The sequence below is a fragment of the Kitasatospora sp. NPDC052868 genome (assembly GCF_044547105.1).
Lineage (GTDB): Bacteria > Actinomycetota > Actinomycetes > Streptomycetales > Streptomycetaceae > Kitasatospora.
The window spans coordinates 217802-238973 of the sequence record NZ_JBITZW010000001.1; the positions used below are offsets into that span (position 1 = coordinate 217802).

The 21172-nt window shown below is 74.2% G+C and carries 21 protein-coding genes; 13 read left to right on the plus strand and 8 right to left on the minus strand.

Going from position 1 to position 21172, the window contains the following annotated elements:
* Positions 1-154: 154 nt before the first annotated feature.
* The 5 genes from ACIGZJ_RS00960 (at position 155) to ACIGZJ_RS00980 (ending at position 5914) form a co-directional block, all read left to right on the plus strand.
* Positions 155-1369 (plus strand): sensor histidine kinase, encoded by a 1215-nt coding sequence (locus ACIGZJ_RS00960; RefSeq protein ID WP_396455305.1) that lies wholly within the window; start codon positions 155-157, stop codon positions 1367-1369.
* Positions 1366-2040: a response regulator gene (locus ACIGZJ_RS00965; RefSeq protein WP_396455306.1), complete on the plus strand. Its 675-nt coding sequence runs from the start codon at positions 1366-1368 to the stop codon at positions 2038-2040. Before ACIGZJ_RS00960 ends, ACIGZJ_RS00965 begins: the two co-directional genes overlap by 4 nt.
* 264 nt (positions 2041-2304) lie before the next feature.
* Positions 2305-2589 carry an SHOCT domain-containing protein gene (locus ACIGZJ_RS00970; RefSeq protein WP_387940037.1) on the plus strand — a complete coding sequence of 95 codons (285 nt, stop codon included), beginning with the start codon at positions 2305-2307 and terminating at the stop codon, positions 2587-2589.
* Positions 2586-3341, plus strand: a complete 756-nt coding sequence (locus ACIGZJ_RS00975; RefSeq protein ID WP_396455307.1) for an ABC transporter ATP-binding protein — start codon at positions 2586-2588, stop codon at positions 3339-3341. The genes ACIGZJ_RS00970 and ACIGZJ_RS00975 overlap by 4 nt, the downstream gene beginning before the upstream one ends.
* Positions 3338-5914, plus strand: a complete 2577-nt coding sequence (locus ACIGZJ_RS00980; RefSeq protein WP_396455308.1) for an ABC transporter permease — start codon at positions 3338-3340, stop codon at positions 5912-5914. Before ACIGZJ_RS00975 ends, ACIGZJ_RS00980 begins: the two co-directional genes overlap by 4 nt.
* Positions 5915-6041: 127 nt before the next feature.
* On the opposite strand, the gene ACIGZJ_RS00985 is transcribed toward ACIGZJ_RS00980, so the two are convergent.
* The 3 genes from ACIGZJ_RS00985 to ACIGZJ_RS00995 all read right to left on the minus strand — a co-directional run bounded on the left by ACIGZJ_RS00985 (position 6042) and on the right by ACIGZJ_RS00995 (position 7716).
* A complete protein-coding gene (locus ACIGZJ_RS00985) occupies positions 6042-6941 on the minus strand; it encodes a metallophosphoesterase family protein (protein WP_396455309.1) in 900 nt (299 codons plus the stop codon).
* Positions 6942-7179: 238 nt separating this feature from the next.
* Positions 7180-7467: a hypothetical protein gene (locus ACIGZJ_RS00990; RefSeq protein WP_396455310.1), complete on the minus strand. Its 288-nt coding sequence runs from the start codon at positions 7465-7467 to the stop codon at positions 7180-7182.
* A gap of 93 nt (positions 7468-7560) precedes the next feature.
* Complete coding sequence (locus tag ACIGZJ_RS00995; RefSeq protein WP_392927348.1) at positions 7561-7716, minus strand: hypothetical protein; 156 nt, start codon at positions 7714-7716, stop codon at positions 7561-7563.
* 120 nt (positions 7717-7836) lie between these two features.
* Here ACIGZJ_RS00995 and ACIGZJ_RS01000 point away from each other — a divergent pair, with 120 nt between their 5' ends.
* From ACIGZJ_RS01000 to ACIGZJ_RS01025, 6 genes are all read left to right on the plus strand, one after another.
* Complete coding sequence (locus ACIGZJ_RS01000) at positions 7837-8466, plus strand: TetR family transcriptional regulator (protein ID WP_396455311.1); 630 nt, start codon at positions 7837-7839, stop codon at positions 8464-8466.
* Between the two features lie 120 nt (positions 8467-8586).
* Entirely contained in the window at positions 8587-9504 is a 918-nt protein-coding gene (locus ACIGZJ_RS01005) for a serine protease (protein ID WP_396455312.1), read from the plus strand.
* A gap of 123 nt (positions 9505-9627) precedes the next feature.
* A complete protein-coding gene (locus tag ACIGZJ_RS01010) occupies positions 9628-11088 on the plus strand; it encodes a S28 family serine protease (protein WP_396455313.1) in 1461 nt (486 codons plus the stop codon).
* Positions 11089-11368: 280 nt separating this feature from the next.
* Positions 11369-11998 carry a TetR/AcrR family transcriptional regulator gene (locus tag ACIGZJ_RS01015; protein ID WP_396455314.1) on the plus strand — a complete coding sequence of 210 codons (630 nt, stop codon included), beginning with the start codon at positions 11369-11371 and terminating at the stop codon, positions 11996-11998.
* Positions 11982-13616 carry an acyl-CoA dehydrogenase family protein gene (locus tag ACIGZJ_RS01020; RefSeq protein WP_396455315.1) on the plus strand — a complete coding sequence of 545 codons (1635 nt, stop codon included), beginning with the start codon at positions 11982-11984 and terminating at the stop codon, positions 13614-13616. Before ACIGZJ_RS01015 ends, ACIGZJ_RS01020 begins: the two co-directional genes overlap by 17 nt.
* Positions 13613-14545 carry an amidohydrolase family protein gene (locus ACIGZJ_RS01025; protein ID WP_396455316.1) on the plus strand — a complete coding sequence of 311 codons (933 nt, stop codon included), beginning with the start codon at positions 13613-13615 and terminating at the stop codon, positions 14543-14545. The genes ACIGZJ_RS01020 and ACIGZJ_RS01025 overlap by 4 nt, the downstream gene beginning before the upstream one ends.
* 46 nt (positions 14546-14591) lie before the next feature.
* On the opposite strand, the gene ACIGZJ_RS01030 is transcribed toward ACIGZJ_RS01025, so the two are convergent.
* Entirely contained in the window at positions 14592-15410 is an 819-nt protein-coding gene (locus ACIGZJ_RS01030; protein ID WP_396455317.1) for an inositol monophosphatase family protein, read from the minus strand.
* Positions 15411-15532: 122 nt separating this feature from the next.
* On the opposite strand from ACIGZJ_RS01030, the gene ACIGZJ_RS01035 reads away from it, so the two are divergent.
* Complete coding sequence (locus tag ACIGZJ_RS01035) at positions 15533-16519, plus strand: Lrp/AsnC family transcriptional regulator (protein WP_396455318.1); 987 nt, start codon at positions 15533-15535, stop codon at positions 16517-16519.
* Positions 16520-16532: 13 nt separating this feature from the next.
* On the opposite strand, the gene ACIGZJ_RS01040 is transcribed toward ACIGZJ_RS01035, so the two are convergent.
* Together ACIGZJ_RS01040 and ACIGZJ_RS01045 are read right to left on the minus strand one after the other, a co-directional pair.
* Entirely contained in the window at positions 16533-17015 is a 483-nt protein-coding gene (locus ACIGZJ_RS01040) for a hypothetical protein (RefSeq protein WP_396455319.1), read from the minus strand.
* Positions 17016-17253: 238 nt separating this feature from the next.
* Positions 17254-17970, minus strand: coding sequence for a 4'-phosphopantetheinyl transferase family protein (locus tag ACIGZJ_RS01045; RefSeq protein WP_396455320.1), 717 nt, complete (start codon positions 17968-17970; stop codon positions 17254-17256).
* 226 nt (positions 17971-18196) lie between these two features.
* On the opposite strand from ACIGZJ_RS01045, the gene ACIGZJ_RS01050 reads away from it, so the two are divergent.
* Positions 18197-19663 (plus strand): choice-of-anchor A family protein, encoded by a 1467-nt coding sequence (locus tag ACIGZJ_RS01050; protein ID WP_396455321.1) that lies wholly within the window; start codon positions 18197-18199, stop codon positions 19661-19663.
* Positions 19664-19792: 129 nt separating this feature from the next.
* Here the strand turns inward: ACIGZJ_RS01050 and atpF are convergent, their stop codons facing one another.
* Positions 19793-20317 carry a F0F1 ATP synthase subunit B gene (gene atpF, locus ACIGZJ_RS01055; protein WP_396455322.1) on the minus strand — a complete coding sequence of 175 codons (525 nt, stop codon included), beginning with the start codon at positions 20315-20317 and terminating at the stop codon, positions 19793-19795.
* A 55-nt stretch (positions 20318-20372) separates the two neighbouring features.
* Positions 20373-21113: a TetR/AcrR family transcriptional regulator gene (locus tag ACIGZJ_RS01060; RefSeq protein ID WP_396455323.1), complete on the minus strand. Its 741-nt coding sequence runs from the start codon at positions 21111-21113 to the stop codon at positions 20373-20375.
* Positions 21114-21172 lie beyond the last annotated feature (59 nt).

Sequence of the window (21172 nt, forward strand, 5' to 3'; positions counted from 1 at the left end):
GGGCCCGGGGGGGGGGGGGGGGGGGGGGGGGGGGGGCCCGGGCCCCGCGGGGGCGGGGCGGGGGGGGGGGGGGGGGCCCCCCCCCGGGGGCGCCCCCCCCCCCCACGCCGAGGGGTGACGCGCGAGGCCGGGCCCGGGGTCTAGCCTTCCGGGCATGACGCCGCCTACGCCCGAACCGCCGGAGGAACACCCCGAGCCGTGGAGTCCCCCCTGGGTGCGGGCCGCCAAGGCCGGCTGGCCGGTCGCGCTGGCCCTGGCGGTCGCGGTGCTGCAGGTGGCCGGGACGGGCGCGGCGGCCCGGCACCAGCCCGACCGGGTCGCCCTGGACGCCTTCGGCTACGCGCTGCTGCTGCTCGGGCCGGCACTGTTGGTGCTGCGCCGCCGTCGGCCGGTGGCGGTGGTCGCCGGTACCGCGGCCGTCACGGTGGTGTACCTGGTCGCCGGGTACCCGTACGGGCCGGTCTTCGCGAGCTGGGTGATCGCCTGCTGCGTGGCGGTCCAGGCCGGGTACCGGTGGGCCGCCTGGGCGGGCCTCGGGGCGGTCTACCTGACCCACCTGCTGACCACCTTCGTGCTGCCCGCGGACTGGCTGCGCGCGCCGCCGTCCGCGATCGTGTGGTGGCAGGAGCTGGAGGTGGTGGCCTGGCTGCTGCTGGTGGTGTCGGTCGCCGAGCTGGTGCGCTTCCGGCAGGAGCGGATCGCCGCGCACCATGCGCACCGCCAGCAGCTGAAGGAGCGCCGGGCGAACGAGGAACGGCTGCGGATGGCCCGCGAGTTGCACGACATCCTGGGGCACAGCCTGTCGTTGATCACCGTTCAGGCCGGGGTCGGCCTGGAGCTGTTCGACACCCGGCCCGAGCAGGCCCGCGAGGCGCTGGCCACCATCAAGGCCACCAGCAGGGAGGCGCTCGGCGAGGTCCGCCAGGTGCTCGGGACGCTGCGCGGACCGGAGGCGGCACCGCGCGGCCCGGCGCCCGGGCTGGGCCGGCTCGACGAGCTGACCGAGCAGGCGGACCGGGTCGGGCTGGAGGTCGAGGTGCACGAGACGGGCCGCCGGCGCGGGCTCCCCGCCGCCGCCGACCTCACCGCCTTCCGGATAGTCCAGGAGGCGCTGACCAACGTGGTCCGGCACTCGGCCGCCCGGCAGGCGGCCGTCATCCTGGACTGGACGGACCCGGCCGCCCTGCTCGTCGAGATCGTCGACCCCGGGCCGGCCGTCCTCGGCGACGCGGGCGGCACCGGCAGCGGGCTGGCGGGGATGCGGGAGCGGGTGGCCGCGTTCGGCGGCACCATCGAGGCGGGGCGGCTGCCGAACGGCGGGTTCCGGGTCCGGGCGACACTGCCCACGGCCGAGGCGGAGGGCAAGTGATCCGAGTACTGCTGGCGGATGACCAGAGGCTGCTCCGGGCGGGCATCCACGCGCTGGTCGACCTGCAGGAGGACATGACCGTGGTCGGCGAGGCCGTCGACGGGGAGGAGGCCGTCCGGCTGGCCCGCGAACTCCTCCCGGACGTCGTCCTGATGGACATCCGGATGCCCCGCATGGACGGCCTGGAGGCGACCAGGCGGATCGCCGCCGACCCGGCCCTCGCCGCGGTGCGGGTGGTCGTGGTGACCACCTTCGAACTGGACGAGTACGTCTTCGAGGCGCTGCGCTCGGGTGCGGCCGGCTTCCTGGTCAAGGACACCGAGCCGGCCGACCTGCTGCGTGCCGTACGGGTCGCGGTGGAGGGGGACGCGCTGCTCTCGCCCGGGGTGACACGGCGGCTGATCGGTGAGTTCGCCGTCCGCTCCAAGGCACCGGAGGCCGCGGCCGTCCTGTCGGACGTCTCCGTGCTCACCGAGCGGGAGCGGGAGGTGCTGGCGCTGGTCGGCATGGGCCTGTCCAACGAGGAGATCGCCCGCCGGCTCGTGGTCAGCCCGCTCACCGCGAAGACGCACGTCAGCCGGGCCATGGTGAAGCTCGGGGCCCGGGACCGGGCCCAACTGGTCGTGCTGGCCTACGAGTCGGGGCTGGTGCGGCCGGGCTGGCTGGGCTGATCCGGCCGGGTTGATCCGGCGGCGGAGCCGATCCGGCGGCCGGGCCGATCCGGCGCTGAGGGCGGTGCGCCCGGAGCGGCGGGCCGCGGTTGCGGCGGGGTTCGTACTCCCGGCCCGCTGCCACGGCGGCGTCCGTACTCCCGGTGGAGTATCCCAACTGCCGCTGCCGGTAGGACGCGAGAGTACGCCCCCCGGCGGGAGGCTCAAGGCATCTCGGGAAGCACCCCGAGGTCCTGAAAGCCACCGCCGAGGAGCTGAACCACCATGTACACGCTGCTGGCCGACCACGACGGGCACTGGCCCGGCCCGTGGATCCTGCTGATTCCGCTGGCCTGGGCCGCCGTGGTGTTCCTGGCGATCGTCGTCCTGCGCAGGACGTTCTGGCGCCGGGGATGCGGAGCGGGGCCGGACGCGCCGCTGGCGGTCCTGGGCCGCCGCTTCGCCGAGGGCGACATCGACGCCGACGAGTACCGCGCGAAGCGGGCCGTCCTCACCGAGCCGCACCGCGAGCAGGGCCGCGCGCAGTACCGCGGGGGTACGGGCAAATGACCACGCTCGATGTCGTGCACGACACCGCCGCGCGGGTCGCCGACGCCGTCAAGATCTACGGCGTCGGCGGCACCGAGGTCCGGGCGCTGGACCACGTCACGGTCGGGTTCCCGGCCGAGCGGTTCACCGCGATCATGGGCCCGTCCGGCTCCGGGAAGTCCACCCTGATGCACTGCGCGGCCGGGCTCGACACCCTCACCGCGGGCAGCGCCTACATCGGGGAGACGGAGCTCGGCCGCCTCGGCGACCGGCGGCTGACCCTGCTGCGCCGCGAGCGGATCGGCTTCGTCTTCCAGGCCTTCAACCTGGTCCCCACGCTGACCGTCCGGGAGAACATCACCCTCCCGCTCGACCTCGCCGGCACCGCCCCCGACCAGGACTGGCTGGACGGGCTGATCGACGTCGTCGGCCTCGGCGACCGGCTGCACCACCGCCCGAGCGAGCTCTCCGGCGGCCAGCAGCAGCGCGTCGCCGTGGCCAGGGCGCTCGCCGGACGGCCGCAGGTGGTCTTCGCCGACGAGCCCACCGGCAACCTCGACTCCCGCACCGGCGGCGAGGTGCTCGGCCTGCTGCGGCGCGCGGTGGACGAGATGGGACAGGCCGTCGTCATGGTCACCCACGACCCGATGGCCGCCGGGTACGCCGACGAGGTGCTGTTCCTCGCCGACGGCCGCCTCGTCGACCGGATGGACCACCCCACCGCGGGCCGGGTGCTGGACCGGATGAAGGCCTTCGAGAAGGGCCGCTCATGAGCTCCTCCGCCACCCTCCGGATCAGCCTGCGCTCCCTCAACGCCCACCGCCGGCGCCTGGCCGGCACCCTCCTCTCGATCCTGCTCGGGGTCTCCTTCCTGACCGGGACGATGGTGCTCGGCGACACCCTGCGGGCCAACTTCGACACCCTCTTCGCCGACGCCAACGCCGGTACCGATGCGGTGGTCCGCAGTGCCGACGTCCTGGACTCCCCGGGGACGCCGGGCGGGGTCCGGGCACCGGTCGACGCCGCGCTGGCCGACCGGCTGCGCAGCGTGCCGGGGGTCGCCGCCGCCGAGCCGTCCATCCAGGGCGCCGGGCAGCTGGTCGGCAGCGACGGCAAGGCGATCGGCGGGCAGGGGCCGCCCACCCTCGCCGGTAACTGGCTGGCCGACGGCCGGCTCAACCCCTACCGGCTCGCCGAGGGCCGAGCCCCGGCCGCACCCGGCGAGGCGGTGGTGAACCGGGGCGCGGCGAAGACGGGCGGGCTCCACCTCGGCTCCACCACCGTGCTGCGCACTCCGGATCCGGTGGCGGTCACCATCGTCGGCATCGCCACCTTCGGGGAGAGCGCCGACGGGATGGGCCCGAGCACCTTCACCGCGCTGACCCTCGCCGACGCCGAGCGCCACCTCACGCCCCGGGGCTCCGGGCAGGCCAGCTCGATCCAGGTCAGGGCGGCGGGCGGTCTCTCGCAGCGCGACCTGGTGGCGCGGATCAGCCCGCAGTTGCCGGGCGGCGTGGAGGCGGTCACCGGCGCGGCGGCCACCCAGGAGAGCACCGCGATGGTGTCCGGGCGGTTCCTGAGCATGTTCACCACGCTGCTGCTGGTCTTCGCGGGGATCGCGCTGCTGGTGGCGACCTTCACCATCCACAACACCTTCGCCATCGTGGTCGCCCAGCGGACGAGGGAGAACGCGCTGCTGCGGGCACTCGGCGCGGTCCGCGGCCAGGTCCTCGGGGCAACGCTGGTGGAGGCGGTGACGATCGGGGTGCTGGCCTCGCTGGGCGGGCTGCTCGGCGGCATCGGGGTGGCCGCGGGCCTCAAGGCGCTGTTCTCGGTGCTGGGCTTCTCACTGCCGACCGGCGGCATGGTGATCAGCACGGCCGCCGTGGTGCTGCCGTTGCTGGTCGGCACGGCGGTGGCGGTGGGCTCCGCGCTGCTGCCGGCCGTCCGGGCAGGTCGCACCGCGCCGCTGGCGGCGCTGCGCGAGACCGGTGTGGACCGGGCCGCCCAAGGGCGCTCCGGCCTGGTCCGGGTGGTGCTCGGCGCGCTGCTGCTCGCCGGCGGGGTCCCGACCGCCGTGCTCGGGGCGACCGACGGCCCGTCCGTCCCGCTGACCACCGGCGGCGCGCTCGCGGTGCTCGCCGGGGTGGTGGTGCTCGGTCCGGTCGCCGCGGCCTTCGCCGTCCGGGTGCTGGGTGCGCCGCTGGCCCGGTTGCGCGGGGTCCCCGGCACGCTGGCCCGGCGCAATGCGGCCCGCAATCCGCGCCGTACGGCGGCCACGGCGAGCGCGCTGATGATCGGTGTCGCGGTGGTCACGCTGTTCACGGTCTTCGGCGCGTCCATCAAGGCCACCCTGGACGACACCGTGGACGCCTCCTTCGCCGGCGATCTCGCCGTCACCGCGCCCTCGTTCGGTGCGGGCGGCAGCGGGGTCAGCCCGAAGCTGGCCGATGCGCTCGCCCAACTGCCCGAGGTGCGGCAGACGGTGGGCCTCGGTCGCGGGGTGGCCCGGATCGACGGCCACGGGCGGGTCCTCGATGTGACCGACCCGGCGCGACTGGCCGGGATCGTGGACCTCGGCCGCGTCGACGGAGCGCTCGACGCCCTCGGCACGGACGGACTGGCGGTGTCGCGCAGCGAGGCGGCGCAGCGCGGCTGGCGGCTCGGCCAGAGCGTCACGGTGGGCTTCGCGGACGGCGCCGGCGGCCCGTTCACCGTCCGAGCCCTGTACGAGGGCGGCGGGTTGGCGGGCGACTACCTGATAACCCGGCAGGCCTGGGCCCCGCACCGGGGACAGGACGCCGACACGATGGTGGCCGTCGGGTTGAAGAGCGGCGTCGCGCTCGGCGCGGGCAAGGCCGCGGTGGAGAAGGCGTCCGCGCCCTTCGGCAACCCGCGGGTGCAGGACCGGGGCGAGTACGCGGAGAGCGCTGCGGGCGGGGTCGACATGATGTTGTCGGTGGTCTACGCGCTGCTCGCGCTGGCGGTGCTGATCGCGCTGCTCGGCATCGCCAACACGCTGACCCTCGCCGTCCACGAGCGGACCAGGGAGCTGGGGCTGCTGCGGGCGGTCGGGCAGACCAGGGCCCAACTGCGGGGCATGGTGCGCTGGGAGTCGGTGCTGGTGGCGGCCTTCGGGACGGTCGGAGGGCTCGGCCTGGGCGCGTTTCTCGGGTGGGCGCTGGTCCGGGCCTCGGACAGCGCGGGCACCGGGTCGTTCGCGATACCGCCGGGGCAGCTCTCGGTGGTGCTGGCGGCCGGGTTGCTGGCCGGTGCGGTGGCCGGGCTGCGTCCGGCGGGCCGGGCGGCGCGGTTGGACGTGCTGCGGGCGATCGCGGCGGAGTGAGAGCGGCCGGGAGGCCGGGGCGGGGACCACGGGCCTCCGCCTCGCCGCCTCCCTACCGCCGCCTCCCTGCCGCCCTCGCCTCACCTGCTTCAGGGCCGTCAGGACCGTCAGCAGCCGTCGGAAGTCGTCAGTCGGCCTGCGGGAAGACCTGCCGCAGCAGCGGCTTCGGCAGGCCGCGGCGGTGCCACTCGCGGGGGTAGCCGAGCGAGACCTCCTCGAAGCGGACGCCGTCGTACGTGGTCTCCCGGGGGATGTGCAGATGGCCGTAGATCATCGCCGCGGTGTTGAAGCGGCGGTGCCAGTCGGCCGTCAGCTCGGTGCCGCACCACTGGGCGAACTCCGGGTACCAGAGGATCTCGGTGGGGTGGCGGACCAGCGGGTAGTGGTTGACCAGGACGAGCGGCAGCTCCGGGTCGCAGGCAGCCAGCCGCTGCTCGGTGAGCCGGACGCGCTCACGGCACCAGGAGTCGCGGTCCGGGAAGGGGTCCGGGTGCAGCATGCGCTCGTCCGCGCAGACCACGCCGCTGGCGTACGCGGCCTCCAGGGACTCCTCCTTGGTGGTCGTCCCCGGCGCACGGAAGGAGTAGTCGTAGAGCAGGAACAGCGGGGCGACGGCGACTGGTCCGCCGGCTCCCTCCCAGACGGGGTACGGGTCCTCGGGAGTGACGACACCGAGGCTGCGGCACATCTCCACCAGGTGCTCGTAGCGGGCCACGCCGCGCAGCTGCACCGGGTCGTCGGGGTGGGTCCACAGCTCGTGGTTGCCGGGGGCCCACACCACGCGGGCGAAGCGCTCGGCGAGCAGGCCCAAGGTCCACTCGATGGTGGTGGAGATCTCGGCGATGTCCCCGGCGACGATCAACCAGTCGTCGGGGGAGTCGGGTTGCAGCTTCTCCACCAGGTCGCGGTTCTCCTGGTAGGAGACGTGCAGATCGCTCACGGCGAGCAGTCGGCCTCCCCGCCCGGCTCCTCCGCCCTGCCCCGATCGTGCGTCGTTGTGCTGCTCGGTCGTCACTCCAGCCCCCATGTCGTCACCCGGCCGATGTCGCCACAGTACGGGTGTCGACCGCCTCCGCGCCGCAGGTTGGCTGGATCAGTCGTTCGATCGGGGTGGTGTGGCCTGCAAGGTTGGCCGGTCCGCGCCGTCGGCCGCGCGAGCCGCCTTCCCGGCCTTCCGGGCTTTTCCGGCGTTCGCAGTGTTCCGGCGTTCGCGGCGTTCCGACGTTCGAGGTATCCCGGCGACCCCGGCGGGCCGCCCACGGGGCTCAGCCGCCGATCTGCCAGAGCACGCCGTGGCCGGCGGCGGTGGTGACGGCCAGGATCGCCAGGGCGGCGACGCCCAGGGTGAGCCCGAGCACGGCCCGTCCGCGGCGGCGGGTGCCCCGGACCAGCGCGAGCGTGCCGAGGGTGATGGCCAGCGGCCCGAGGACGATGTTGAAGAGCAGCAGTCCCGGCAGGCCGAGCAGGAAGGAGGCGACGGCCAGGTTGTCGGCCTCGACGGTGGACGGGGTCTGACGGTCCCTGGCGGTGCGCGGGCTCATGGTGGCACTCATGGTGGTGGCTCCTTCGGTGGTCGTCTCGGACGTGGGGTCGGACGTGGGGCCGGACAGGGCCGGCGCCGCCGCGGCGTCGGTGCTGCCGCAGCCTCAGCGCTGCCGCAGGCGGCTGAGGTGCTCGCGGGCGCCGAACGCCAGCAGCCAGGCGGCGATGGCCCCGGCGGCGGTGAGGAAGACCGGCAGGGAGGTGTGGGCGGCGGCGCCCACGATGACGCCCATGGCGACCAGGGCGGTGAGCAGGATCATGGTGTGGCCCCTCCGATGGGACTCGGCCCGACGGGCTTTCGGTTTACAAGTGTTCGCTGAATCCGTTGCCACTCTACGCCCGGCTGGCCAAAGTCGGCAAACACTTGTTTACTGAATGGCGTGAGTCACACCGTCGGGGCCAGACAGGCCCAGAAGCAGCAGAGTCGGCGCGCCTTGCTGGATGCGGGGCTGCGCCTGCTGGTCGATCAGAACCTGGCGAGTCTCGGCGTGCGCGAGGTCACCCGGGAGGCCGGGCTGTCGCCGGCCGCGTTCTACCGGCACTTCCCGGATCTCGCCGCACTCGGCGTGGCCCTGGTGGAGGAGTCGCTCGCCAGCCTCCACGGGCTGGTCCGCGCGGTGCTCGCCGGGGAGGGCGGCGCCGAGGAGCTGATCGACCGGACGGTGGACGTCATCGAGCAGCATGTCCGCGAACACCGCCCGCACGTCAGGTTCCTGGCGCGCGAGCGGCACGGGGGAGTGCGGCCGGTGCGCGAGGCGATCGACGCCGAGATGGGCCGGTTCGCCGAGGAGGTCGGCGCGGCGCTCGCGCTTCAGCCGGTGTCGGAGGGGTGGAGCGGCGACGACCTGCGGATGCTGGCCGAGCTGTACGTCGACCACATGGTCTCCACCGCCGCCGCCTTCCTGGAGGCGCACGAGGCCGACCCGGCCCGTGAGCGGCGCATCGCCGCCACCGCCCGGCTTCAGCTGCGCCTGATCAGCCTCGGCCGCCGTCACTGGCAGGGGAGTTGAGGGGACGGCCGGCGGCGGGGTGACCGGAATGTGTCAATGACCTCCGGGGCGCGGCCTGGCTCTTGACATCACGTCATGTCCGCGACAGCTTTGGTGCACCCCCACACCGAGAGGTCTCTCATGAAGAAGCCGCTCATAGGCATGGTCGCCGCGCTCGTGTTCGCCGGGGCCACCGCCCTCGCCGGAGCCGCCCCCGCAACCGCCGCACCGGCGGCACCTGTCGCCCAGGACGCCGCCGAATCCCGGACCGCGCTGACGTCGCAGACCGCCCAGGCCTCGCAGGAGCAGTCGTCGCAGGTCGCGGCCGCCGTCAACTTCGCCGGCACGGTGGCGCTCAGCAACTGTTCGGGCTCGCTGGTCCGGCTCCCCAAGTCGACCGCGAGCGACCCGGCCCTGATCCTCTCCAACGGCCACTGCCTGGAGACCGGGATGCCCGGCCCCGGCGAGGTGGTCGTCAACCGGTCCTCCAGTCGCACCTTCTCGCTGCTCAGCTCGACCGGCTCGAAGCTCGGCACGGTCCGGGCCACCAAGGTGGTCTACGGCACGATGACCGACACCGATGTGTCGATCTACCAGCTGAACACCAGCTACGCCTCGATCCAGTCGCAGTACGGGATCGCCCCGCTCACCATCGCCGCGACGCACCCCGTGCAGGGCACCTCGATCAAGGTCGTCTCCGGGTACTGGAAGAAGATCTACTCCTGCTCGGTCGACGGCTTCGTCTACCGCCTCAAGGAGGGTGACTGGACCTTCAAGGACTCGGTCCGTTACACCTCCAGCTGCAACACCATCGGCGGCACCTCCGGCTCGCCCGTCGTCGACACCGCCACCGGCCAGGTCGTCGCCGTCAACAACACGGGCAACGAGGACGGCGAGACCTGCACCGTCAACAACCCGTGCGAGGTCGACCAGAGCGGCAAGGTGACGGTCCGCAAGGGCATCAACTACGCCCAGGAGACCTACGGCATCCCGGCCTGCTTCGCCGCCGGCAACCGCCTCGACCTCACCCTGTCCGGCTGCACCCTGCCGCGCCCTTGACCAGCACTTTCGTTCCGGTGGGCCATCCGCGATCCGCGGGTGGCCCACTCGGCCGTCTACCGGGCGGCCGAGCTGTCGGTCAGTACCGCTGATCTGTTGATCCATTGACCCGATGGAGAGTTGATGTCCACCAAGCTCAGAAGACTGCTGGTTGCCGTCCTGCTGATACCCCTGCTCGCCGTCGGAGGTCTGGCGGCGCCCGCGTTCGCGCAGGGCGCCCCCGACAGTGCGGACGCCGCCGCGGCCTCGGGTGACATCAAGGACCGCCTGGCGGCGATCCCCGGGATGACCGTCACCGAGGAGCAGCCGACGGACGCCGAGCACCGCTACTTCCTGCTCACCTACACCCAGCCGATCGACCACTCCCGCCCCTGGCTGGGCACCTTCCAGCAGCGGCTCAGCGTGCTGCACCGCGGCTTCGACCGCCCGACCGTCTTCTACACCAACGGCTACAGCCTGCGGACCACTCCCTCGCGCACCGAGCCGACCCGGCTGACCGACGGCAACCAGGTCTCCATCGAGTACCGCTACTTCACGCCGTCCCGCCCCGAGCCGGCCGACTGGACCAAGGCCGGCATCCGCCAGGCCGCCGCCGACTCGCACCGGATCATCACCGCGCTGAAGCGGATCTACCAGCACGAGTGGCTCTCCACCGGCGCCAGCAAGGGCGGCATGTCCTCGGTCTACCACCGCCGCTTCTACCCGGACGACGTCGACGGCACCATCGCGTACGTGGCGCCGAACGACGTCGACAACCGCGAGGACGCCGCCTACAGCGCGTTCTTCCGCAACGTCGGCACCCCCGAGTGCCGGGCCACCCTGGAGGCCGCCCAGCGGGAGCTCCTGGTCCGCCGCGACCGCCTGGAGGCCCGCTACACGGCCGACAACGCCGCCGCCGGCTCGACCTTCACCACCACCGGCAGCGCCGACCGGGCCTACGAGGCGGGCGTGCTCGACGTGGTCTGGGCGTTCTGGCAGTACAGCACCGAGGCGGACTGCGCCGGCGTCCCGACGGCCGCCTCCACCGACGACCAGCTGTACGCCTGGTTCGACGCCCAGTCCGGCATCACCGGCAACAGCGACCAGTCGCTCGCCGGATACACCGCCTACTACTACCAGGCGGGCACCGAGCTGGGCTCGCCCAGCTTCGACGTCTCCCGTCTCAAGGGCCTGCTGCACTACGACTACAACGAGCTGTACTCGCCGCGCACCTACGTGCCGAAGAACATCCCGCTGCGCTTCGACCCCTCCGCGATGCGTGACATCGACCGCTGGGTGAAGAACTCGGCCGAGCGGATCATCTTCGTCTACGGGCAGAACGACCCGTGGGGCGCCGAGCCGTTCCGCCTCGGCCGGGGCAGCGAGGACAGCTACGTCTACACCGTGGCCGGCGGCAACCACGGCTCCAACATCGGCAAGCTGTCGGCCGGTGAGTCGGCCGCGGCCACCGCCAAGGTCCTGGAGTGGGCCGGTCTCGGCGACGCCGACGGCGCCTCCGCCCGCTCCCTCACCGCGGCCCACCGGATCCCGCCGTTCGGCCCGCTGGACGCCGAGGGCCTGAAGCTGGAGCGCGACCGCCCGTAGCGGCGGAACCGCGGCGAACAACGCGACACCGCACACCGCGAAACCGCACACCGCACACCGCACACCTCCGAGGGGCCACCCGCCGGCGCACAACGGGCCGGCGGGCGGCCCCTCGCCCTGTGCAGCCCGAAGACCCGGCGCGCCCCCGCACCCGCCCCCGCACCCGCACGCACCCCCGCCCCCGCACCCGCCCCCGCACCCGCGACGAGCCGCGCGACGTGCCGCGTGAAGTGCCGCCCGCCCCCTCCCCGAAGCAGTGAATCAGTGCTTCAATGCTTCCATGGCCTACCGACGCACGCCCGCCGTGCAAGCCCGCCTGGACGCCCAGCGCGAGGCGGTGCTCCAGGCCGCCGCGGGGCTGCTCGCCGAGCGCGGTTACGGCGGCTGCTCGATGGCCGCCGTCGCGGACCGCACCGGGATCGCCACCGGCAGCCTCTACCAGCACTTCGCCAACAAGGCCGAGCTGTCCGTCGAACTGTTCCGCCGGGTGGTCAACCGCGAGATCGCCGCCGTCAACGAGGCCGTGGCCCGCCGGGAGGACCCGCAGGAGCGGATCGCCGCCGTGGTCGAGACCTTCGCGGCCCGCGCCCTGCGCGCCCCCCGGCTCGCCCACGCGCTGCTGGTCGAACCGGCCGACGCCGTCGTGGACGCCGAACGCCTGGTGTTCCGGCGGGCGTTCCGCGACGTGATCGCCGCCCAGATCACCGCCGCCGTGGCGGCCGGCCGGCTGCCCCGCCAGGATCCGGACCTGACCGCCGCCGCGCTGGTCGGCGCGGTCGCCGAGGCCCTGGCCGGACCGCTGGCCGCGGCCCACACCCCCGTCTCCGGGGACGCCCCGCCCGAGGTGGTCCCCGCTCTGGTCTCCTTCACCCTGCGTGCCCTGGGAGGACGCGATGACAGCGACGCATGAGGTCACCAACCAGGTGCCCCTGCCGTACGGACAGGACACCGCCGCCGACCCGGCCCTGCTGGCCGCCCTGCACCGCGCAGGCGCCGGCTGGGCCGAGCCCGAGCTGCACGAACTCGGCCGCCTGGCCGGCTCCGAGCAGGCCGCCGAGTGGGGCCGGACGGCCAACGAGAACCCGCCGGTGCTGCGCACCCACGACCGCTTCGGCCACCGGATCGACGAGGTGGAGTTCCACCCGTCCTGGCACGAGCTGATGCGCACCGCCGTCGGCCACGGTCTGCACGCCGCGCCCTGGCGGGACGACCGCCCCGGCGCGCACACCGCCCGGGCCGCCAGGTTCCACGTCTGGGGCCAGGTCGAGGCCGGCCACACCTGCCCGATCTCGATGACCTACGCCTCGGTGCCCGCGCTGCGCGCCACGCCCGCGCTGGCCGCGGAGCTGGAGCCGCTGCTGGCCTCCACCGAGTACGACTTCGGGCTGCGCGAGCCGCACGGCAAGCGCGGTCTGATCGCCGGCATGTCGATGACCGAGAAGCAGGGCGGCTCGGACGTCCGCACCAACACCACCACCGCCGTCCCGCAGGCCGACGGCACCTACCGGCTCACCGGCCACAAGTGGTTCACCTCGGCGCCGATGTCCGACCTCTTCCTGACGCTCGCCCAGGCGCCGGGCGGGCTCAGCTGCTTCATGCTGCCGCGGATCCTGCCGGACGGCGCCCGCAACCGCCTGCTGCTGCAGCGGCTCAAGGACAAGCTGGGCAACAAGTCCAACGCCTCCGCCGAGATCGAGTACGACGGCGCGGTCGGCTGGCTGGTCGGCGAGGAGGGCCGGGGCGTGCCGACCATCATCGAGATGGTCAACATGACCCGGCTGGACTGCACCGTCGGAGCCGCCTCCGGCATGCGCCTGGGCGCCACCCGGGCCGTCCAGCACGCCATGTACCGAAGGGCGTTCGGCAAGGCCCTGATCGACCAGCCGCTGATGCGCAACGTCCTCGCCGACCTGGTCGTCGAGTCCGAGGCGGCCACCACCGTGGCGATGCGGCTGGCCCACGCCACCGACCTGGCCCTCGCCGGGGACGCGAGCGAGGCGCTGGTGCGCAGGCTGGGGCTGGCCGTCGCCAAGTACTGGGTCTGCAAGCGCGGTCCGGCGCACGCCGCCGAGGCGCTGGAGTGCCTCGGCGGCAACGGCTACGTCGAGGAGTCCGGCATGCCCCGCCTCTACCGGGAAGCGCCGCTGGTCTCGATCTGGGAGGGCTCCGGCAACGTGGCCGCCCTGGACGCGCTGCGCGCCATGGCCAAGCACCCGGAGACGGTGGAGGCCTTCCTCGGCGAGCTGGACGCGGCGGCCGGCGCCGACCGCCGGCTCGATGCCGCGGTCGCCGAACTGCGCAAGCAGCTCAGCGACCCGGGCGACCTGGAGTACCGCACCCGCCGGCTGGTCGAGTCGATGGCGCTGGCCTTCCAGGGGGCACTGCTGGTCCGGCACGGCGACCAGGCGGTGGCCGACGCGTTCTGCGCCTCCCGGCTGGGCGGGGACCACGGCGCGGCCTTCGGCACCCTGCCGTCCGGACTGGACACCGGGGCGATCATCGACCGCGCCCGTCCGGTGCCCGCGTGAGCGGGCCCCCCGGCGGGGACGGCCTGCACGGCGGGGACGGCGTGCGCGTCGAGGCGGCCGAGGTCCGGGCCTTCTGGCAGGGCCTCGGCCTGCCCGGCCTGGTCGACGTCCACACCCACTTCATGCCGCAGAACGTCCTCGACAAGGTCTGGGCGTACTTCGACGCGGCCGGCCCGCTGGTCGGCCGGCCCTGGCCGATCACCTACCGCGAGGCGGAGGCCGAACGCGTCGAGCGGCTGCGGGAGTTCGGGGTCCGGGCGTTCACCGCGATGCTCTATCCGCACCGGCCGGGGATGGCGGCCTGGCTCAACGCCTGGGCCGCCGACTTCGCCGCCCGCACGCCCGACTGCCTGCACACCGCCACCTTCTTCCCCGAGCCGGAGGCCTCCGGCTACGTCGCCCGCGCACTCGCGGACGGCGCCCGGGTGTTCAAGGCGCACCTCCAGGTCGGCGGGTACGACCCGGCGGACCGGCTGCTGGACGAGGTCTGGGGCCTGCTCGCCGACACCGGCACACCCGTGGTCACCCACTGCGGATCCGGGCCGGTCCCCGGCAAGCACACCGGGCCCGGCCCGATCGGCGAGGTGCTCGCCCGCCACCCGCGGCTCACCCTGGTGGTCGCCCACCTCGGCCTGCCGGAGTACTCCGACTTCCTCGACCTCGCCGAGCGCCACCCCCGGGTCCACCTCGACACCACCATGGCCTTCACCGACTTCGTCGAGCGGGACACCCCGTTCCCGGCCGCCGAACTGCCGCGCCTCGGGCGGCTGCAGGGCCGCGTCCTGCTCGGCAGCGACTTCCCCAACATCCCGTACCGGTACGTCCACCAGCTGGACGCGCTGGCCCGGCTGGACCTGGGGGAGGAGTGGCTGCGCGCGGTCTGCCACGACAACGCGGCCCGGCTCTTCGCACTGACCGCGGAGCACTGACCCGCGTACCGACCACCGAGTACCCGAGGCACACCCCGGCCCGGCGTCAGCCGACCGCCCGCAGCACCCCCACCGCCGCGCCGTGCAGGCCCGGCGCGGCGACGAGGAACCCGTCGGAGGCGGCCGTCCAGGCCGCCCCGGCGGTGTCCGTCACCCTCGCGCCCGCCTCGTCGGCGATCAGCGCGCCCGGCAGCAGGTTGCCCGCGTCGGCGCCGTACTCCCAGAACATCGCCAGATGCCCGGAGCCGACCTGGGCGACCTGCAGCGCGGTCGGCCCGAGGTTGCGCACCGCCAGCACCTCGCCCAGCACCGCCGCCAACGACTCGCCCGCCCGCCGCCGCGCCACCGGGTCGGCCGCCACCAGCGGAGGCTGGCTCGTCCCGGCGACGGCCGCCGCCAACTCCCGTTCCACCGGCGCGATCGTCCGCCCGTCCAGCTCGGCCCCGCCGCCCAGCACCGCCCGGTACGTCCGGCCGCCGAGCTGCGGCGCGTGCACCACGGCCAGCACCGCCCGCCCGTCCCTGACCAGGGTCGCGGTGACCGCCCAGTGCGGCATCCCGAGCAGGTACTGCACGGCGCCGTCGGTGGCGTCGCAGAGCCACCACTCGCCCTCGGCCGGCACCTCGCCCACCAGCTCGTCCGTCAGCCACCCCGCCCCCGGGCGCAGTCCACCCAGCAGCTCCCGCAGCCGCCCGGCGGCCGGGCCGTCCAGCTCGGCGAAGTGCGCCATCGCCTCCACCGCCGTCCGCGCGGGGGAGGGCTCGGCGGGCCGCGTCGACACCAGCAGCGCCCCGACCTCCCGCACCGCCGCCTCGACCGCGGGCAGCAGCTCCCGGTACTCCCCGATCCCCTGGGACACCCTCATCGTCCTGCTCCTGTCTTCCCGTCGACCGACGGACCGGTCCGCCGGCCCGACCGGACCAGGAGTACCGTCGGAGCGGCCGAACAGGACCCTTGACCGCCGTGATGTGGCGGAGATCGGACACCATGGACCTCTCCACCGCCGATCCGGACAGCGCGCTCGACGCCCTGGACCGCCGCCTGGTCTGCGCCCTGCAGGTCGACGGCCGCGCCGGGACCGGCCGGATCGCCGAGGTGCTCGGCGTCTCGGCCCGCACCGTCACCCGCCGCCTCACCCGGATGCAGCAGGCCGGGGTGCTGCGCGTGGTGCGGCTGCCCGACGTCGAGGACGCCGCGGTCGGCGCGCTGATCCTGCGGGTACGGGTCCTGCGCGGCAAGGTCGACACCATCGCGCAGTCCCTCGCCGACCGCCCCGACGTCCCCTTCGTGGACGTGATGCTCGGGGGCCAGGAGGTCGGCGCGGTCGTCCTCACCGACGCCGGTTCGCGCGACCGGCTGCTGTACGGGCAGCTCCCGGCCACCGCGGCCGTCACCGAGACCACCGCCCACGCCGTGCTCCACGCCTTCTGCGACGCCGGCCGGTGGCAGGCCGGGTACCTGACCGAGGACGAGGCGGCCGCGCTAGCCCCGCCCCCCGCCGACACGCCCGCACCCCCGCTGGACGGGCTCGACCGCTCCCTGCTCGCCCGGCTCGGCACCGACGCCCGGCAGTCCGACGCCGCGCTCGCGGCGGCTGTCGGCGCCCCGGAGTCGACCGTCCGCCGCCGCCTGCACCGGCTGGCCGCCGGCGGTCTGCTGCGTACCCACGCCACCGTCGACCCGCGGCTGCTCGGCATGGCCGTGGACGCCAACCTCTGGCTGGACGTCCCGCCCGGCCGACTCGCCGAGGTCGGTATGTCGCTGGCCCGTCAGCCCCAGGTTCACGGCGTGTTCGCCACCAGCGGGCCGGCCGGTCTGCTGGCCACCCTGTTCTGCGCGGACCACGGCGGCCTCTACCGCTTCATCACCTCGACGCTCGGCCCGCTCGGCGTCACCGGGATCGAGACCGCGATCGTCGGCCGCGCGGTCAAACGGGCCGGCGTACCGCTCCAGCGCGGCCGAACCAAGCCCTGAGCCGCAGCCCCGCTCAGGCGCCGGTGGTCGAGCCCGGCCGGATGATCATCAGCACCACGACCACGGCCCAGAGCAGGTTGAACACCCCGGCCGTCATCGGCAGCGCCTTCAGGCCCTGCACCGCCTTGCCGTGCTCCGGGGCCCCGGCGTCCAGGTCGAGCGCGTCCACGGCGGCCTGCTGCGCGGGCAGGACGAACAGCAGGAGCGAGAGTGCGGCGAGGGCGGTGAGCACCATCGAGACGATCAGCCAGGACTGCCCGAGCACGTCCATCACCTGCGCCACACCGATGCCCATCAGCGGCACGGCGAGCCCCAGCAGCGCGTACACCTGGGTGATCCGGTGCAGCACCCGCAGCACCCCGGCGTCGGCGGCGCCCTCCGGCCCGCCGGCCAGTGCGGCCTTCGCCCGGCGCGGGAACATGCTGACGGCCACCGCGACCGGGCCTATGAACAGCACCGAGGCGAGGACGTGCAGGCTCAGCAGGAACTTGGCCATGGCGGAGACACCCTTTTTCCACACGGGGGCTGCGCGACGGGCAGCCGGGGCGTCCGGTTCCGAAGCCCCGGGCACGCACGCTAACACCGCTTATCCGGGCCTCGTCCGGCCGGGTCCCGCCCCGGTCAGGCCGGGGTCGGGCCCCGACCAGGGCCTCGACCGGAGACCGGCCATGGCGCCGACCAGGGCCTGAACCAGGGCCTGAACCAGGGCCCGGAGCGGACGCCCGCCCGGCCCCTCAGGCCCCCGGCGCGCCGGGCGTGAGCGCCACGACCCGCGGCGTGGCCGTGCTCACCGCGCAGACCGCCGCGCCCTGCGGGCCGTCCGCCCAGTCCAGCAGGTAGAGGTCCTGGTAGCGGCTGAGCAGTGGAGCACCCGCGGGGACGTCGAGCGGCAGGGCGGAGAGGTCGACGGCGGAGAGGGTGTCCAGGCTGGTCCGGCCGATCTTGATCAGCGCCTCCTTGCGCACCCACTGCCGCAGGAACGCCCGGGCCGGCTCGGGGTGCGCCTCGACCAGGCTCAACTCGGCCGCGCCGAGCACCCGTTGTGCCACCTCGGTGAGGGCCCCGCTGCGCCCCGCCAGCTCCACGTCCACACCGATCGGGTGGTGCCCGGCGGCGGCCGCGACCACGCCCCGGGTGTGCGACAGGCTCACATGCACGTCCGGGTGGTCCGGCAGGTAGGGCTTGCCGTGGTCGCCCTTTCCGCAGTCGGGGCAGTTCTGGGCCAGCGTCAGCCCGGCGGCCGGCACGCCGAGCAGCCGAGCGGCGCAGAGCCGGACCAGGACGTGCGCGGCGATGAAGTCCACCCGCCCCGCCTCGTACCGGAACCGGGCGGCCCGCTCGCGCTCGACGGTGGTGAGCAGGTGCTCGCCGGCCTCGGGATGCCGCAGGACGTCGGCGCTGGCGGCGACGGCGGCGATCGGGCCGCCCGGTTCCTGGTCCTCGGAAGTCATGCTCCCAACCTAACGGTGACGGCGCGGCACCCGGGTCAGCGCGCCCGTTCGGATGATCTTCGGATGGGTCCTGATGGTCTGTAGGGTACGGATCGTCCGAGTTTGATATTGGATGTCGCAGATCGAGTCATTCGTGGCAGGTTCATAGGGCCTGTCCTTTTTTCATGCGCGGAGGAGTGTGTCGATGGGTCAGGGCACCGGTACGCCGGATCACAGAACGACCGCCGTGAGGGGCGTCCCGGCGGCCCGCCGGCGCCGGGCGGTGCGGGTGGCGGTGGCCACGGCGATGGCGGCGCTGCCGATGGCGGCGGTGCTGACCGTCGGTTCGGCAGCGCCGCTGGCCCCGCCGCTGGGAGCCTGCAGCGGCCCCGACTGCCCGAGCACCTGGCCGCCGCCGAACAACGGGGACTTCCCCGGCCGGGATGCCACCATCAACGTCTTCACCGGCGGCGACTACACGGTGAACGGCCGGGCCGCCGAGGCCGAGGGGAAGGTCGTCACCCTCGGGAACCTCACCATCGACAAGAGCCTGGGCGGTGGCGCCTTCAACATGGGCGTCGTCGGCGTCGGTTCGCGGGTCGTCCCGCCGAACGGCAGCGACTTCGTGACGGTCGGCGGCAACGTCGACGTGGTGGCCGGCAACTCCCTGCTCCTCGGCGGCAGCGACTCCCAGGGCCAGGCCTTCGGAAACCTCCGCTACGGCGGTACGGCCACCGGCACCATCAACATCGACCCGACCGGGCAGTCGATCAACGATCCCAACGCCGCGGCGCCGTACCAGTCGGTGCTCACCCAGATCGAGGGCGTCTCCTCCTGCATCGCCAAGGCCACCGCCACCGGCACGGTGGCGGTCACCAGCAGCGAGGCGACCTTCACGGGTGACGGCACCAGCATGAGGCAGGTCTTCAACGTCACCGGGAACCTCGCCTCGCCGACCGGCGGGCAGATCGGCCTGGTCTTCGCGGGCATCCCGGCCGGCGCCACCGTCGTCGTCAACATGCTGTCGGACGACGCGATCATCAACACCTACACGGGCACCGGGCTGCCGGGGGACCAGACCACCGAGATGCGCTCCAAGCTGATGTGGAACTTCCCCACCTCCAGCAACGCGCAGATCCTCGGCAGCGCGCAGTTCCAGGGCTCGGTCATGGCGGGCAACGCGGCCGGCACGACCACCATCGACATCCCCGGCCTCAACGGGCGGGTCTACCTGGCGGGCAACCTGGTGCAGACCGGCAGCGGCGGCTACGAGATCCACAGCTACCCGTTCGACGGGGACCTCCCGGACTGCGAGGTGACGCCCAGCCCGACACCCAGCCCGACGCCGAGCCCGTCCCCCACCTCGCCGTCGCCCACGTCCCCGTCCCCGACCTCGCCGTCCCCGACGTCCCCCTCGCCGACCTCTCCTTCGCCGACGTCCCCCTCGCCGACCTCGCCGTCCCCGACGTCGACCTCCTCGTCCCCGGCCCCCACCTCGACGAGCCCGGCGCCCACCAGCCCGACCACGCACCCGACCAGCCACCGCCCCACCAGCCACCGGCCGACCGGCGGCGGCTCGTCGGGCGGCGGGGGTGAACTGCCCTCGACGGGTGCGGGCAACGCCCCGGTCGTCTCCGGTCTGGCCGGCGTCGGCCTGCTGGGCCTCGGCGGTCTCGCCGTCCTGGCAGCCCGCCGCCGCGGCCGGCACAGCTGACCGTCCGCCCGCTGACCAGAGGCGTTGACACTCCGTCGGGCCGCCCGGTGTTCGCACCGGGCGGCCCGACGGGCGTCCGGCAGCAGTCCCGCCCCTGGTAGTTGCAGTGACAGCAGCCGACGGGCCGGGTCAGTGCTCGTCGAAGAAGCGGCCCACCGTGCCGCGCTGCGCCGCGACGGCGGCCACCGACTCGCCGACCACCCGCCCGGCCAGGTCGACGGCCAACTCGCCCACGTCCTGGCGCAGCAGGACGGCGGCCATGGCCTGGTCGACGCTGATCCGGGCCTGGGCCTCGGCGACCAGCCGGTCGCGCTCGCGGACGCCCTCCGCCCGGGCCGCCGCGATCAGGGCCGCGCCCTGCTCGGCGGCCTCCTGACGGATCCGGGCGGCCTCGTGCCGGGCCCCGGCCAGTTCGCGCTGACGGGCCTCGAAGGCCTGCTCGGCCTCCGCGCGGAGCGCCTCGGCCCGCTCGATACCGCCCTCGATGCAATCGTGCCGATCGGCCAGGACCCGCTCCATCCGCGGCAGCACCCGGCGGCCCAGCAGCCAGACCATCAGAAGGAAGCAGAGCAGGCCGAAAACCAGCTCGACCGGTTCGGGCTTGAGCGGGCCGAGTTCCATGTGCGTCCCCCCGGTGTGATGACGGGTCGTCACCAGGGATCCTGCCCGGGGCGGGACGGCTCTGAACTCTATTGCCCCATGGCGTACTTCAAGGCCGGCCGCCGATGCCGGTGGTGGTGGCGGCCTTGCCGGTCGGGTCGTTCACGGGGGCGCTGCACTGCGGGGCCGGTGCGGTGAGCATCGCGGCGGACATCGCGCCCAGGTCGGCGAGGAAGGCCTCCTCGTCGGTCAGCGGCGTGCTCCCGGTGAGGTACTGCTGCGCCCGGTCGGCCAGCGCCGCGCCGATCAGGGTGAGCGCCAGGTCGATCCGCTCCAGGCGGAGGGGTTCGGGGAGGTCCCGGAGGCGGTCCTCGACCATCCCGACGACCCGCCGGTGGCCCCCGCCCGTCGGAGCCGCACCCGTCGGAGCCGCGGCCGGCGCCGACGTCGGGTGCGGGGCCCGGGCGCGGACACCGCCGTGGTGGTTGATCTGGGCGGCGATCCGCAGGCAGTACCGCCCATGCCGGGTGCGCAGCTCGGTGGCCTCGGCCGCGATCAGCGCGCCCAGCAGGTCCGGCAGGTCCGCCACGCCGGTCGGGCCGGCGGGCCCGAGCCCGGCCAGACGCGGCGCGAGGGCCTGCCCGGTGCGCTCCTGGCGTGCGGCCATGATCGCGTCCAGCAGGCCCTCGCGGGAGCCGAAGTGGTACTGCACGGCGGACGGGTTGCCCTGTCCGGCGAGCCTGGTGATGTCCCTGGTGGGGGCGCCCTCGACGCCGCGGGTGGCGAAGAGCTCCTCCGCGGCCCGCAACAGCTTCTCGCGGGTCTCGTGGCCCGCCGACGTCCTTGCCATGGTGCGCGACGTTAATGCCCTGCATTACCGCGCGGCAAGGGCCGCCTGGCCGTGGACGT